Genomic DNA, 14063 nt, shown 5'->3' with positions numbered 1-14063 from the left:
GGACCGCGGCTGTCAGCCCCCGCACTGCGCGCGATGGCGCAGCAGGTGATCGGCCAGGACCACGGCCATCATCGCCTCGCCCACCGGCACCGCGCGAATGCCGACGCAGGGGTCGTGCCGGCCCTTCGTCACGACGTCGATCTCCTCGCCCGTCGCACTGACGCTGCGCCGCGACACCAGGATCGAACTCGTCGGCTTCACCGCAAACCGCGCCACGAGATCCTGCCCGGTCGAGATGCCGCCCAGGACGCCGCCGGCGTGGTTCGACAGGAAGCGCACCCCCTGCCCGCCATTGCCTGCGCCCGCGTTGCCGGCCCGCATCTCGTCGTGCGCATCCTCGCCGCGCATGCCCGCCGCCGCGAAGCCGTCGCCGATCTCGACGCCCTTCACGGCATTGATGCTCATCAGCGCCGCGGCGAGGTCCGAGTCGAGCTTGCCGTAGATCGGCTCGCCGAGGCCCGCCGGCAGGCCGGAGGCCACGACCTCGATCACCGCGCCGACCGACGAACCCGCCTTGCGGATCCCGTCGAGATAGTCGGTCCAGAGTGCCGCCGCCTTGCGGTCGGGGGAGAAGAACGGGTTCTGGTCGACGGCGGCCCAGTCCCAGAGGTCCCGGTCGATCCGGTGCTCGCCGACCTGCACCAGGACGCCGCGGATCGTGACGCCGTCGCCCAGCAGGTGCCGCAGCACGTTGCGGGCGAGCCCCCCGGCGGCCACGCGCATCGCCGTCTCGCGCGCCGACGACCGGCCGCCGCCGCGATAGTCGCGGATGCCGTACTTCGCCTGATAGGTGAAGTCGGCATGTCCCGGCCGGAACCGGTCCTTGATCTCGGAATAGTCCTTGGAGCGCTGGTCGACATTCTCGATGACCATGGCCACGGGAGTACCGGTAGTCAGGCCGTCGAACACGCCGGACACGATGCGCACCTCGTCCGGCTCACGCCGCTGGGTCGTGAAGCGCGACGTGCCCGGCCGGCGCCGGTCGAGCCACTTCTGGATGTCCGCCTCGCAGACCGGCACGCGCGGCGGGACGCCGTCGACGACGCAGCCGATCGCCGGCCCGTGGCTCTCGCCCCAGGTCGTGAAGCGGAACAGCCGGCCGAAGCTGTTCCCGTCCATGCGGGCTACGCCTCGTCGTCGAAATCGGCGAGCAGCGCCGCGGTGTCACCGGCGCGCCGCGGATTCATCATGCCGACGACATGGTAGCCGGAGTCGACGTGAAGCACCTCGCCGGTCACGCCCTGGCCGAGGTCGCTCAGCAGATACAGCGCCGAACCGCCGACCTCGTCGATCGTCGTGTTCCGTTCCAGCGGCGCGTTGAACTCGTTCCATTTCAGGATGTGGCGGAAGTCCCCGATGCCGGAAGCGGCCAGCGTCTTGATCGGCCCGGCGGAGATCGCGTTCACCCGGATCCCGCGGCTTCCGAAATCCACCGCGAGGTAGCGCACGCTGGCTTCCAGCGCCGCCTTGGCGACGCCCATCACGTTGTAGTGCGGGATGACCCGTTCGGCGCCGGCATAGGTCAGCGTGACCATGGAGCCGCCGTCGGGCATCATCGCGGCGGCGCGCCGCGCCGCATCGGTGAACGAGAAGCACGAGATGTCCATGGTGCGACGGAAATTCTCGCGGGTCGTGTCCGAGTACCGGCCCTTCAGCTGCTCCTTGTCCGAGAAGGCGATGCCGTGAACCAGGAAATCAAGCCGGCCCCAGCGTTCGCGGATCGAATCGAAAAGTGCGGTCAGGCTGGCGTCGTCCGTCACGTCGCAAGGAATGAGGAAATCGGAATTCACCGAGGCCGCGAGCGGGCGGACGCGCCGCTCCAATGCCTCGCCCTGATAGCTGAAGGCGAGGTCGGCGCCGTGTTGCGCAACGCTGCGCGCGATGCCCCAGGCGAGCGAACGATCGTTCGCGACGCCCATGATGAGGCCCTTTTTCCCGGCCAGCAGGCCGGTGCTGCTCGTCATACTGTCGACTGGCTCCCCGGGCGGATAGGGCGGGCATCCTACACCATCGCTACCCCTGGGCAACACTCGGAACATATTAACTTCGGGGCCGTTCGATGATCATGGCGCTGCGGCGACCACGGCCCCTCTCCTGAGCGAACGAGCGGCACCGCCATGGCGTCGATCTTATGGAAAAGGCGATTTCTGCGAGCTTGGCATCAGCGGCCCAAGCCGGTGAGCGACGCCATCTCGTTCGTCTGGTACGTGCTGCGGCGCTTCAACAACGACGACAGCCTGATGGTTGCGTCGTCCCTGACCTACACCTCGCTGCTCGGTCTGGTCCCGATCCTCGCGATCTTCCTGGCAGTGCTCGGCGCCTTCCCGGCCTTCGACGAGATACGGGACCAGGCGAAGGAGTTCCTGCTGGCGCCGCTCGTGCCCGAGGCCGGTGCCGCGGCGCGCGAGCAGATCACGATCTTTCTCAGCAACACCCGTGAACTGACGGCCGTCGGCGTCCTCGGTCTCGCCGTGACGGCTTTCATCCTGCTCTGGACGATCGAGTCGGCGTTCAACACGATCTGGCGCGTCGTGGAGCCGCGATCCTGGGGCACGCGCCTCCTGGCGTTCTGGACGATCCTGACCCTGACGCCGATCCTCATGGGGACCAGCGTGTCGCTCGGCGACTGGTTCGAGCAGAAGGCCGACGACGAGATCGTCGGCGTCTTCTGGCGTCTCGTCCACGGGGTGCCGGCGCTGATCCCCCTCGTCATGGAAGTGGTCGTCTTCTCGCTGCTGTTCTGGATCATTCCGCACAGGCGGATCAGGCTTCGGCACAGCATCGCCGGCGGCACCGTCGCCGCGGTCCTGTTCGAGATCCTGAAGCACGGTTTCAGCTTCTACCTGGGCCTGACCGATCCGTACCGGATCGTCTACGGCGCCATGGCGACGATCCCGATCTTCCTCCTGTGGATCTACCTGTCCTGGTGCATGATCCTGTTCGGTGCGGAGTTCGCCGCGGCGATCCCCGACTGGCGTCTCGACCGCGATGCCCGCCGGCGCACCCCGCCCGGCCCCGGCGAACGGCTGGCCATGGCCATAGCGGTGCTGCGGGCGATCTGGAGCGCCACCGGGGACGACGCACGGCCGCACCGCGAGGTGCTGGAACACCGTATTCCCGGCGGCGCGGAGGCCTACAGCCGCGTCCTGGGCGAACTGATCCACACCGGCTACGTCGTGGTGACCGAGGACGAGCGCTTGGCCGTCGCACGGGATCTCGGCGACACGACGATCTACAAGCTGATGCGCGATCTCCGCCTCGATCTCGGCACCAGCGTCGGGCCGCACTTCAGTGCGGGGCGCACCGATGCCGGCGCAATGCCGCCCTGGGTCGCCGAACTTCGCAGCCTCCTGATGGCCGTCGACAAGGCGAAGCACGAACTGCTCGATCGTCCGGTCAAGGACCTGATGCGGGAGCGGCCGAAGCCGCGCCTGGACGAGGCGGCCGAATAGCCCCGTCAGTCGTCGGGGACGGTACCCTCGCGCGGGTCGATCGGCAGCTGCCGGTCGAAGCCCGCGAGCCTTTCGTAGAGGGCCGCCGAGCGCAGCACCCCCGCCTCGTCCTGCGGCGCGCCGATGATCTGGAGGCCGACGGGCCGGCCGAAGCCGTCGAAGCCGCAGGGCACGCTGATGGCGGGACAGGCGGTCATCGAGATGCCGGAGGTGATGACGGACCCCGCGATGTAGTTCTCGAGCTTGACCCCGTCGATCGCCGTCCGGTGGCGGAGGTTGACGTCGAAGGCCGGCGCCACCGACGTCGGGCAGACCAGCACGTCGTAGGTCTTGAAGAACGTGACCATGCGCCGGTAGAGCGCCGCGCGTTCGCGTTCCGCCCACGCGATCTCGGTGGGCTTCAGGGCCATTCCCTTCTCGGTGTTCCAGATGATGTCCGGCTTCAGCTGGTCGCGATGCGTCTCCATCAGCGGCCCGCGGTCGACCAGGAAGATCATCGCGCGGATGATCTGGAAGGCCTCGCCGATCCGGCCCATGTCCGGCGACGCCTCTTCCACGACGCTGCCGAGATCTTCGAAGCGACGCGCCGCGGCGGCGCAGATCGCCTGGGTCTCGCGCGCCACCGGCACCGCGCCGCCCAGGTCCGGCGTCCACGCGACCCGTTTCGGCGCGCCGTCCTTCCCCTTTTTCAGCGCATCCAGGACCTCGTCGAGGAAGCTCGTCGCGGGTGGCGCGATGGACAGCGGGTCCGCCCGGTCGCGGCCGCACAGGGCATCGAGGAACAGCGCGATGTCCGGCACGTTGCGGGCCATCGGGCCCTGGACCGAACTCGCGCTGAAGAGGTTGTTCACGGTGCCGCGCGTCACGCGGCCCGGACTGGGCCGCAGGCCGACGACCGAGCAGAAGCTCGCCGGCCCGCGCAGCGAGCCGCCGTGATCGGAGCCGTGCGCCAGCCAGATTTCCCCCGTGGCCAGCGCGACGGCGGCGCCGCCGGAAGAGCCGCCGCAGGTTAGCGAGGTGTTCCAAGGATTGCGCGTGCGCCCGAACACCTCGTTGAAAGTGCTGCCGCCGGCGCCGAACTCCGGCGTGTTGGACTTGGCCAGCACGACGCCGCCGTTGCGCTCCAGCCCCTCGACCAGCGGATGAGACGTCTCGGGCACATGATCGGCATAGATCGGCGAACCGTAGGTCGTCCGGACGCCGGCGACGTCGGTCAGGTCCTTGATCGCGACGGGCAGACCGCCGAGCCATCCGCGCGCGCCACCGGCGAGCGGGTCGCGGCGCGCCATGAGGCGCTTGGCGTGATCGCGCGCCCGCTCGACGCAGAGCGTCGGCAGCGCATTGACCGCCGGCTCGACCGCCTCGATCCGCGCCAGCGCCGCGTCGATCAGTTCGAGCGGCGTCACCTCCCCCTTGGCCAGCAGGGTGACCGCCTCGCGCGCCGTCAGTCGGATCAGTTCGTCGCCGCTCGGCATGGTCGCTCCTCCTCCGTCGAAGCACCCACGAAAGCAGCGCCATGCCTCCCGGTCAAGTCCGGGACCCGGACGCGGCACAAGAACATAATGCGAACATTGCGCTTGTGTTCCTAGGATCATTTGCCGCATGATCGCGCTTCCCTTGGATGGAGGCCGATCATGCCGTTTGGTGTCAAAACCACGCCCCTCACCGACCGTCAGGAGATTTTCTGCCGCCACGTCGCCCGCGGGGCGAGCGGGGCCGCCGCGGCGCGGTCCGCCGGCTACTCGCCGCACAGTGCCGCGCGCTACGCCGGCGACCTGCTGACCAAGCCGCAGATCCGGCACCGGATCGAGGACCTGCGGGTCCGGCGCGAGGCGGCGCGGCAGACCGGGATCGCCGAGATCGTCGACAGGCTGCGCGCCCTCGCCACCCTCGCCGCCGAGAAGAGCGACCTGCGCACCGCCGTCCGCTGCCTGGAGACCGAGGCGCGGCTCTGCGGCCTCTATCCCGACCGCCTCGCCGCCGGCTTCGCCGGCGCCGACCCGCTGCTCGACGGCATCGACCCGCGCCACCCGGACCTGGCCGCGGCCGACGCCGAGGCCTGGGCCGCCGCGTGGCGCCAGGGGATCAACGTCCCGGAGCCGGAGCCCGAGCCGCGCACCGTGCCGCACGTCTACGAGGGCTTCGAGCCCCGTCCGGTCGACGAGTTCACGCCGTTCACCGATTTCCACCCCACCCCCAGAAAACGCTATGAACCTCTATCCGACGTGCCGCCGGAGATTCTCGAAGAGGAGATGCCGGAAGAGGAACCTCTGGACGAGGACGTCCCGCCCGAGGTCCTCGCCGACGACGGTGAGGACGACGGTGAGGACGAAGCCGCCGCTGCCGGCCTGGGCTTCATCGCCGGCCGGGCCGACCGTCAGCGCGAGATCGGCGACGCCGAGATGGAGCATCTGTACCGCCAGGCGCCGCCCGTCGCGGTCAATCCCGCCGCACCGGCCTGGGCCCGCCACCCCGACCCGCTCCTGCGCGGCCTCGAAGCCGAGCGCCACGGCTGGGACCCCGCCTGGGAGCGGCCGTAGGACCCGTGCCGACGCGCCGACCGCTGCCGCCGGTTGCCCTCGATCACGCCCTCCGTTAGAAGGGCGCGCCGACGCTGCACGTACTGCGGCAACAGCCCGTACCGATTAACGAACGGTAACTTTTCTCGCCTCCGGCGCGGCCATATACCCGCGGCTCGATCGAAGAGCATGGCCGGAGAACCACGAAAGGGATGCACGGATCGATGGACGAGATGATCGTCACGCGGGAGCTGACGAAGTCGTTCGGCTCCATCAAGGCGGTCGACCGGGTTTCGCTCACGGTCGCTCGCGGTGAAGTGCTCGGCTTCCTCGGGCCGAACGGCGCCGGCAAGTCGACCAGCATGAAGATGATCACGGGCTTCCTGCGCCCCACGGCCGGCGCGGCGAGCATCTGTGGCTTCGACGTCCAGGACAAGCCGATCGAGGCGCGCCGCCGGCTGGGTTACCTGCCGGAGGGGGCGCCGCTCTACGGCGATATGACGGCGCGCGCCTTCCTGAACTTCGTCGCCGGCGCCCGTGGCCTTTCCGGCAGCGAGAAGCGCCGCGGCGTCGGCCTGGCGGTCGAGCGCACGAACCTGTCGGCGATCCTGGAACAGCCCATCGAGACGCTGTCGAAGGGCTTCAAGCGCCGTGTCGGGCTGGCCCAGGCGCTCCTGCACGATCCCGACGTCCTGGTCCTGGACGAGCCGACCGACGGCCTCGATCCCAATCAGAAGCACGAGGTCCGGGCACTGATCCGCGAACTGGCGCCGGAGAAGGCGATCATCATCTCGACCCACATCCTGGAAGAAGTGGACGCGGTGTGCAGCCGGGCGGTCATCATCGCCGGCGGCCGCGTCGTGGCGGACGGCACGCCGGCAGCCCTGGCGCATCAGTCGCGCCACCACAACGCGGTGACCGTGGTCGTGCCCGTCGCCAACGCCGATACGGTACGCGCCGGCCTGCTCAGCCTGGAGAGCGTCGAGGCGGTCGAAACCGACATGCGGGCCGGAACGGTGCGCCTTATCGCGATCCCCCACGACCGCCGCCCGATCTTCTCGAACGTGAACCAGCTCCTGCAGGCGCACGCCTGGCCGGTATCGGACATCCGGACCCAGTCCGGCGACCTGGAGGAGGTCTTCCGCACGATCACGACGGCGCCCGCCGCGCGGCCGGACCAGGCACGAGCGGAGAAGGAGGCGGCCCATGCGTAACGTCGGCGTCGTTTGCACACGGGAGCTGGCGAGCTACTTCGCCACGCCGGTTGCCTACATCTTCATCGTGATCTTCCTGGCCCTGGCGAACGCGCTGACCTTCTACGTCGGCTACTTCTTTGAGCGCGGGCAGGCGGACCTGCAGACCTTCTTCAACTTCCACCCCTGGCTGTACCTGTTCCTGATGCCCGCGATCTCGATGCGGCTCTGGGCGGAGGAGCGCAAGACCGGCACGATCGAACTGCTTCTGACCCTGCCGATCCGGACCTGGGAGGCGGCCGTCGGCAAGTTCCTTGCGGCCTGGGCCTTCGCCGCGGTGGCGCTCGCCCTCACCTTCCCGATCTGGATCACCGTGAACTGGCTGGGCGAGCCCGATAACGGCGTGATCGTCGCGAGCTATATCGGCAGCCTTCTCATGGCCGGCGGCTACCTTGCCATCGGCACCTGCCTGTCGGCGCTCAGCAAGAACCAGGTGATCGCCTTCGTCGTGACCATCGCGGTCTGCTTCCTGTTCACGGTCAGCGGCTCCTCGTTCCTGGTCTCGATGCTCGGCGACCTCATGTCGCGCAGCGCGGTCGAGGCAGTGGCTTCGTTCAGCTTCCTCACGCACTTCAACCAGATCATCAAGGGCGTCATCGACGCGCGCGATCTGGTCTTCTTCGCCGCCGTCATCATCACCTGGCTGCTGGCATCGGTGATCCTCATCGACATGAAGAAAGCGGATTGAGCCGCATGGATACCGCACGCACACGTCAGCGGACGCTGTTCTCGGGGCTGGGTCTCGCGATCCTCGCGGTCCTGTTCGTCGCCGCCGTGATCCTGTCGAACACCTTGCTCCGCTCCACGCGGATCGACCTCACCGACGACAAGCTCTACACGCTGTCGGAGGGGACGCGGTCGGTACTGCAGAAGATCGACGAGCCGATCACGCTGCGCTTCTATTTCTCCGACCGGCTGGCACGGGAGATCCCGGCGATCGGGATCTATGCGCAACGCGTGCGCGACCTGCTGGAGGAGTATGCCGCGGTCTCCGACGGCAAGGTTCGACTGGAGGTGTACGATCCCGAGCCGTTCTCGCCCGCCGAGGACCGCGCCGTCGGCTTCGGCCTTCAGGGCGTGCCGGTCGATCAGTCCGGCGAACTCGTCTATTTCGGCCTCGCCGGCACGAATGCGGTCGACGAGCGCGAGGTGCTGCCGTTCTTCGACCAGTCGCGCGAATCGCTTCTCGAATACGACCTGACGAAGGTGGTCTATAATCTGGCCACGCTGGAGAAGCCGAAGATCGGCCTGATCAGCGGCCTGCCCATCGCCGGCACCCCTTACGCGGCACGTGCCGGACAGGACGATTCCTGGGTGATCTACGGCCAGCTCCGACAGTTCTTCGATGTCCAGATGCTCTCGGCGAACGTTTCCGAGATTCCGAGCGACATCAAACTGCTCGTCCTCGTCCACCCGAAGATCAACGCCGAGGCGACGCTGTACGCGATCGACCAGTTCGTGCTCGGCGGCGGCGAGGTTCTGGCCTTCGTCGACCCCTTCAGCGAGGCGGAAGCGACGACGCCGCAGCCCGGCGGCCAGCCGCCCAGCGACACCTCGTCGAACCTGCCCAAACTGTTCAAGGCCTGGGGCATCGAGATGCCCGCCGACACGATCGTCGGCGATCTCGCCGCCGCCCGGCGCGTCCAGGTCCCGACGAAGAACGCCCAGACGCGCGTCGCGGCGATCGACTACCCCTTCTGGCTGTCGCTCGGTAAGCGCAACTTCGCCGAGGAGAGCCCTGTCGTGGCGCAACTCGAGACGATGAACATCGCCTCGCCCGGCCACATCGTGAAGCTTCCCGAAACCACGGTCGCGGTCGAGCCGCTCGTCACCACGAGCCGGCAATCCGGCACCGTCGCGACATCCGTCATGCAGGGTCCGGGCCCGATGGACCCGCTGCGCATCACCAACGCCTTCAAGCCGACCGGGGAAGAGTATGTCCTGGCCGCCCGCCTTCACGGCAAGCTGAAGACGGCTTTCCCCGACGGTCCGCCGAAGCCGGCCGCGACCGAGGGACAGACCGAAGACGAGAAGAAGACCGCAGAGGCGGCGGCCGCGGCGGCGAAGGCAAAGCAGCTCACCGAGTCCGCCGACGAGACGAACGTCGTGGTCGTGGCCGACGCGGACATGCTCGCCGACGGTCTCTGGGTCAGGGTGCAGGACTTCTTCGGCCAGCGCGTCGCCATGCCGGTCGCCAACAACGGCGCCTTCTTCATCAACGCGGTCGACAACCTGTCGGGCAGCAGCGATCTGATCGGCCTGCGCAGCCGCGGCGTCGCGCAACGGCCCTTCACGGAAGTGCAGGCGCTGCAGCGTCAGGCGGAACAGCGGTTCCGTGCCAAGGAGCAGGAGCTGACGGCGAAGCTCCAGGCCACCGAGGAGCAGCTCCGCAAGATCCAGGGCCGCAACGGTGCCGGAGAGGCCGGATCGGTGCTGACCGACGAGCAGCGTAAGGCGATCGACGACTTCCGCGAAGAGGCCGTGCGCATCCGTCGCGAACTGCGGGACGTGCAGCATGCGCTGCGCCGCGATGTCGAGTCGCTGACCAACTGGATCCAGGCCGTGAACATCGTCGGGATGCCGCTGCTGGTGGCCTTCGCCGCGATCGGTGTGGGCTTCGCCCGGCGGCGCTACCGCCGCGGCCCCGGCTGAGCCAGTGCGAACGCTAGGACGAGGAAAGCCGAAGCATGCGTAAGCAAAGCTTCATCATGCTCGCCGCCGCGACGGCGGTCGTCGTGATCGGCGCAACGGCGGCGGTCGTGACCCGCGATCGCGGCACGAAGGTGGCTGCGGAAGGCGAGCGGATGTTCCCGGCGCTCTTCCAACGCGCGAACGACATCGACCAGCTGGTCGTCCGCTCCGCCGAAGGCGGCACGATCAGCATGACGCGCAGCGGGGAACGGTGGGTCGTCACCGAGAAGAGCGGCTACCCCGCCAACTTCGAGAAGGTGCGCGAGACGCTCCTGTCGCTCTCGCAGATGCGGACCGTAGAGCCTCGGACGGCAAAGCCTGAGCTTCTGCCGCGGCTGGAACTGGACGATGTGGAGGCCGAGGCTTCCAAGTCGGTGCGGGTCACCGCCAAGGACGGGGATGAAACCGTCGCGGACGTGCTCGTCGGCCGCTGGCAGGACACCGGCCAGGACCAGGGCATGTTCGTCCGCCGGGCCGGCGAGGACCAGTCGTGGCTGGTCAAGGGAGGCAACACGCGACCGGACAAGCGGATCACCCAGTGGCTCGACCGCGACATCGTCAACGTCGACCAGCGCCGCGTTAAGTCCGTTACGATCACGCACGCTGGAGGCGACTCGGTAAAGGTCGTCCGGCCGGCTCCCGGCGCCGACGCCTTCACGCTCGCCTCGAAGATCCCGTCCGGACGCGAGGCGAAGGCACCGCACGAACTGGAAGCCCTCGCAAGCATCACGGACTTCCTGATCCTCGACGATGTGAGGGCTGCAAAGGAACTCGACTTCGCCACGCCGGCCGTGACGCTCGAGAGCGTCACGTTCGACGGCCTGACGCTGCGGCTCGAAGGTGTGGAGAAGGACGGGACGTTCTGGGTCCGCGTCGCCGCGACCGAAAGCGCGCGCGATCCCGCCCTCGCTGCCTTCGTAGAGGCAAACAAGGGTCAGGATTCCGCCGCCGGCCGGACCGCCGACCAGTTCAAACCCGAGGCGGAGGTGAAGGCCCAGGTCGCCGCCATCCAGTCGAAGACCGACGGATGGGCCTATCGCCTGACCGACTACAAGACGGACAAGGTCCGCACGGACGCGCAGGCGATCACGGCCGCAATTTCTGCGGATGCAGCCAAGCCGAAGAACTGACGAGGGCGTGCGTCGGGTCTCGGCTGCGTCCATCGCCTCAGAAGACGACGCCGCCCTGATCGAGGCACGCCTGCCGGGGCATCGACGTCCCGCCCGCCCCCGTGACGGTGCATTCGACCCTGTCGAGATACTGCTCCTGGGTGTAGGGCGGCTGTTCGCCGCAGGCCGCCACGCCGGCCGCACCCAGAAGGATGATCAGAACGCGCAGCCCGCATTCGACGCCGACCATGCTCTTCCTCCGTCCACGCAGGTGAGCCGCAGCGCGATCTGGGTACCGGACGGCTCGTCACGCGGCCTTCATGTCGATCACGAGTTTGCCCCAGCTGTCGCGCCGGGAAAGCGCCTCCAGCGCATCGGGCACCTCGTGGAGACCGTAGGTTCGCATGATCGCCGGGCGGATCTTCCCCTGCGCATAGAGATCGAAGCAATCGGCGACGACGGCCCGCGCGCGCTGCGGGTCACGCGCCAGATAGCCGCCCCAGACGGCCCCCACGGCCGACGCGTTCTTCAGCAGCAGCCGATTGGCGGCGATCTTCTGGATGGTGCCGCCGGCGAAGCCGATGATGACCGCCCTTCCCTCCCAGGCGAGCACCTTCAGCGCCTGGTCGTAGACCTCGCCCCCGACGGGATCGACGATCACGTCGATGCCATGGCCATTGGTGTGGGTCCGGATGAGATCGACCCAGCCGTCCTGCGTATAGTCGAGCGCAAGGTCGGCACCCTGCTCGCGACAGACGGCACATTTTGCCTCGCCTCCGGCGAGGCCGATGACGCGCGCGCCCCACGCCTTCGCGAGCTGGATGGCGGCGATGCCGACGCCGCCGGCACCCGCGGTCACCAGCACCCACTCCCCGGGCTGAAGGTTGCCGCGACGCTGCAGGGCGACATGGGCGGTCGGGTAGACTACCGGCATGACCGCCGCATCGTGCATCGGCACGCCGTCCGGAACGATATCGGTCCGGTCGTTCTCGACCAGAACATACTCGCCGAAAGCGCCCCAACCGGGTTGGCCGCAGACGCGATCGCCGGGCCTGAACACCGACCCGGGACCTGCGGCGACCACCTCGCCCGCCATCTCGCAGCCCGGCGTGAACGGCAATGGCGGCTTCACCTGGTACTTGCCGGAAATCATCAGCACGTCGAAGAAGTTGAGGGCGGCGGCGTGCACCCGGACGAGCGCCTGCCCCTGGCCCGGTTCAGGGACCGGCAGGTCCGTCAGCGTCATCTCGCGCGGGGTGCACCAATCCTCGACCTTCCATGCCTTCATGCCGTCCTCACATCCCTCGGTACCGCATTGAGCCGCTGCACGCGGCGCACAACTGCGCTATTTTGCGCCCGATCATAACGAAGGGATGTCCGATGACGATACTGCGCCGCCTCGGCACGGTCGCTCTCCTCGCACTGATGCCGACGCTCGCCGGCTGCAATACCGTCGAGGGCGTCGGCCGCGACGTCCAGGCCACCGGGAAGGCCATAGAACGTACGGCACGTTGAGGAGCGACCACCGGTATGCCGGCAAGCGATCAGGATCTTTTCGACCGCCTCGGCGCGATCGGCATCGAAACCACCACACACGAGCATCCGCCCCTCTTCACCGTCGACGATAGCCGCGCCCTGCGCGGCGAACTGCCGGGCGGACACTGCAAGAACCTCTTCCTGAAGGCGAAGAACGGTTCGCTGTGGCTCGTGGTCGCGCTGGAAGACACGGCTGTCGATCTGAAGGCGTTGGCCCGGCAACTCGGCGTCGGCACGCTCTCCTTCGGAAAGCCGGACCTGCTCGGCGAAGTCCTGGGAGTCGTCCCCGGCGCAGTTACGCCGTTCGCCCTGATCAACGACCGGGAGCACCGGGTCACGCCGGTGCTCGAGAAGCGGATGATGGCGATGCCGCTGCTGAACTATCATCCGCTCCGCAACGACCGGACCACCGCCCTGGCCTCCTCGGATCTGCTGCGCTTCGTTGCGGACTGCGGCCATGAGCCGTTGGTCGTGGATCTTCCGACGCGATGATGGCTCATCTGCGGGTCTTGTCACGTCGGCGGGCAGCGGCCATTTTCTGAACATCTTCGGTTCGACCGAACTCATCATTTGAAGAAAGTCGACATGCAGCAGACCATTTCCGGGGGGCCCTTGGCCGGAACCAATGGGGCCGCCGCGTCGATCATCGACGGTTCCGACCAGACGTTCATGGCCGACGTCATCGAGGCGTCACGCACGACGCCGGTGATCGTCGACTTCTGGGCGACATGGTGCGGACCCTGCAAGCAGCTCGGCCCGGCACTCGAGAAGGTGGTGCGCGAGGCGAACGGAGCGGTCCGGCTCGTCAAGATCGACGTCGACAAGAACCCGATGATCGCCGGACAGCTGCGCGTCCAGTCGATCCCGACGGTCTATGCCTTCGTCGACGGCCGCCCGGTCGACGGCTTCCAGGGAGCCTTGCCCGAGAGCCAGATCAAGGCGTTCGTCCAGAAGCTCGCCGGCAGTGCCGCAAACTCGCCGGTCGACGACGCGCTCGCCGAAGGCAAGGCCGCCTTCGAAGCCGGCGACGCGGAAGGCGCGGCCGCGATCTTCGCCGAGGTTCTTCAGCACGAGCCTCAGAACGCCGTCGCCCTCGCCGGGATCGCCCAGTACCATCTCTCCGTCGGCAGCCTGGACGATGCGAAGGCGGCAGTCGCCGACATTCCGGCCGGGGAGCGCAAGGATCCGTTCGTCGCCGCGGCGATCACTGCCGTGGAGCTGGCCGAGCAGACCGGCGACGGCGGCGATCTTCAGGAACTCTCGCTCAAGGTCGCGCACGACCCTGACGATCACCAGGCGCGCTTCGATCTGGCCATGGCCCTGTTCGGCGCCAAGCGGCATCAGGAGGCAGCGGACCACATGCTGGAACTCGTCCGGCGCGACCGGACGTGGAATGACGACGCGGCCCGGAAGCAGCTCGTGAAGTTCTTCGAGGCGTGGGGTCCTACCCACGAACTCACACGCGCCACGCGCCGGCAGCTGTCGTCGATCATGTTCTCCTGA

The 14063-nt window shown here is 68.1% G+C and carries 14 protein-coding genes; 9 read left to right on the top strand and 5 right to left on the bottom strand.

Translation table 11 applies throughout. The annotated features are described in order from the left end of the window. Positions 1–12 precede the first annotated feature (12 nt). Positions 13–1119, bottom strand: coding sequence for a chorismate synthase (aroC, locus tag ABIE65_RS12545; protein ID WP_354078065.1), 1107 nt, complete (start codon positions 1117–1119; stop codon positions 13–15). A 5-nt stretch (positions 1120–1124) separates the two neighbouring features. Further along, positions 1125–1964, bottom strand: a complete 840-nt coding sequence (gene fabI / locus ABIE65_RS12540; protein ID WP_354078064.1) for an enoyl-ACP reductase FabI — start codon at positions 1962–1964, stop codon at positions 1125–1127. A gap of 213 nt (positions 1965–2177) precedes the next feature. Between fabI and ABIE65_RS12535 the strand changes: the two genes are divergently transcribed. Further along, complete coding sequence (locus ABIE65_RS12535) at positions 2178–3452, top strand: YihY family inner membrane protein (protein WP_354078063.1); 1275 nt, start codon at positions 2178–2180, stop codon at positions 3450–3452. A gap of 5 nt (positions 3453–3457) precedes the next feature. Here ABIE65_RS12535 and ABIE65_RS12530 read toward each other — a convergent pair whose 3' ends face one another. Beyond that, on the bottom strand, positions 3458–4927 hold the full coding sequence (locus ABIE65_RS12530; RefSeq protein WP_354078062.1) for an amidase: 1470 nt from the start codon (positions 4925–4927) through the stop codon (positions 3458–3460). Positions 4928–5086: 159 nt separating this feature from the next. Here ABIE65_RS12530 and ABIE65_RS12525 point away from each other — a divergent pair, with 159 nt between their 5' ends. The 5 genes from ABIE65_RS12525 to ABIE65_RS12505 all read left to right on the top strand — a co-directional run bounded on the left by ABIE65_RS12525 (position 5087) and on the right by ABIE65_RS12505 (position 11045). Continuing rightward, complete coding sequence (locus ABIE65_RS12525) at positions 5087–5992, top strand: terminase small subunit (RefSeq protein WP_354078061.1); 906 nt, start codon at positions 5087–5089, stop codon at positions 5990–5992. Between the two features lie 203 nt (positions 5993–6195). Further along, a complete protein-coding gene (locus ABIE65_RS12520; RefSeq protein WP_354078060.1) occupies positions 6196–7185 on the top strand; it encodes an ABC transporter ATP-binding protein in 990 nt (329 codons plus the stop codon). Beyond that, the gene (locus ABIE65_RS12515; protein ID WP_354078059.1) at positions 7178–7912 is read left to right on the top strand and encodes an ABC transporter permease; all 735 of its coding nucleotides are present in this window, start codon (positions 7178–7180) and stop codon (positions 7910–7912) included. Before ABIE65_RS12520 ends, ABIE65_RS12515 begins: the two co-directional genes overlap by 8 nt. Positions 7913–7917: 5 nt before the next feature. Beyond that, positions 7918–9876, top strand: coding sequence for a Gldg family protein (locus tag ABIE65_RS12510; protein ID WP_354078058.1), 1959 nt, complete (start codon positions 7918–7920; stop codon positions 9874–9876). A gap of 35 nt (positions 9877–9911) precedes the next feature. Next, positions 9912–11045, top strand: coding sequence for a DUF4340 domain-containing protein (locus tag ABIE65_RS12505; RefSeq protein ID WP_354078057.1), 1134 nt, complete (start codon positions 9912–9914; stop codon positions 11043–11045). A gap of 37 nt (positions 11046–11082) precedes the next feature. Here ABIE65_RS12505 and ABIE65_RS12500 read toward each other — a convergent pair whose 3' ends face one another. Further along, a complete protein-coding gene (locus ABIE65_RS12500) occupies positions 11083–11274 on the bottom strand; it encodes a hypothetical protein (RefSeq protein WP_354078056.1) in 192 nt (63 codons plus the stop codon). A gap of 57 nt (positions 11275–11331) precedes the next feature. Beyond that, a complete protein-coding gene (locus ABIE65_RS12495; RefSeq protein ID WP_354078055.1) occupies positions 11332–12312 on the bottom strand; it encodes an NADPH:quinone oxidoreductase family protein in 981 nt (326 codons plus the stop codon). Between the two features lie 92 nt (positions 12313–12404). On the opposite strand from ABIE65_RS12495, the gene ABIE65_RS12490 reads away from it, so the two are divergent. The 3 genes from ABIE65_RS12490 to trxA all read left to right on the top strand — a co-directional run bounded on the left by ABIE65_RS12490 (position 12405) and on the right by trxA (position 14063). After that, complete coding sequence (locus ABIE65_RS12490) at positions 12405–12539, top strand: entericidin A/B family lipoprotein (protein ID WP_354078054.1); 135 nt, start codon at positions 12405–12407, stop codon at positions 12537–12539. Positions 12540–12554: 15 nt separating this feature from the next. Beyond that, on the top strand, positions 12555–13052 hold the full coding sequence (locus ABIE65_RS12485) for a prolyl-tRNA synthetase associated domain-containing protein (RefSeq protein ID WP_354078053.1): 498 nt from the start codon (positions 12555–12557) through the stop codon (positions 13050–13052). A 93-nt stretch (positions 13053–13145) separates the two neighbouring features. Continuing rightward, a complete protein-coding gene (trxA, locus tag ABIE65_RS12480) occupies positions 13146–14063 on the top strand; it encodes a thioredoxin (RefSeq protein WP_354078052.1) in 918 nt (305 codons plus the stop codon).

This window comes from Constrictibacter sp. MBR-5 (genome assembly GCF_040549485.1).
Lineage (GTDB): Bacteria > Pseudomonadota > Alphaproteobacteria > JAJUGE01 > JAJUGE01 > Constrictibacter.
The sequence above is the reverse complement of the archived record's forward strand: the minus strand, read 5'-3'. Positions and strand labels throughout refer to the sequence as shown.

Coding starts and splice junctions, on each gene's coding strand:
- ABIE65_RS12525 (WP_354078061.1), top strand. CDS start 5,087: ATGCCGTTTGGTGTCAAAACCACGCCCCTCACCGACCGTCAGGAGATT.
- ABIE65_RS12500 (WP_354078056.1), bottom strand. CDS start 11,274: ATGGTCGGCGTCGAATGCGGGCTGCGCGTTCTGATCATCCTTCTGGGT.
- trxA (WP_354078052.1), top strand. CDS start 13,146: ATGCAGCAGACCATTTCCGGGGGGCCCTTGGCCGGAACCAATGGGGCC.
- ABIE65_RS12515 (WP_354078059.1), top strand. CDS start 7,178: ATGCGTAACGTCGGCGTCGTTTGCACACGGGAGCTGGCGAGCTACTTC.
- ABIE65_RS12520 (WP_354078060.1), top strand. CDS start 6,196: ATGGACGAGATGATCGTCACGCGGGAGCTGACGAAGTCGTTCGGCTCC.
- ABIE65_RS12495 (WP_354078055.1), bottom strand. CDS start 12,312: ATGAAGGCATGGAAGGTCGAGGATTGGTGCACCCCGCGCGAGATGACG.
- ABIE65_RS12510 (WP_354078058.1), top strand. CDS start 7,918: ATGGATACCGCACGCACACGTCAGCGGACGCTGTTCTCGGGGCTGGGT.
- aroC (WP_354078065.1), bottom strand. CDS start 1,119: ATGGACGGGAACAGCTTCGGCCGGCTGTTCCGCTTCACGACCTGGGGC.
- ABIE65_RS12485 (WP_354078053.1), top strand. CDS start 12,555: ATGCCGGCAAGCGATCAGGATCTTTTCGACCGCCTCGGCGCGATCGGC.
- ABIE65_RS12490 (WP_354078054.1), top strand. CDS start 12,405: ATGACGATACTGCGCCGCCTCGGCACGGTCGCTCTCCTCGCACTGATG.
- ABIE65_RS12505 (WP_354078057.1), top strand. CDS start 9,912: ATGCGTAAGCAAAGCTTCATCATGCTCGCCGCCGCGACGGCGGTCGTC.
- fabI (WP_354078064.1), bottom strand. CDS start 1,964: ATGACGAGCAGCACCGGCCTGCTGGCCGGGAAAAAGGGCCTCATCATG.
- ABIE65_RS12530 (WP_354078062.1), bottom strand. CDS start 4,927: ATGCCGAGCGGCGACGAACTGATCCGACTGACGGCGCGCGAGGCGGTC.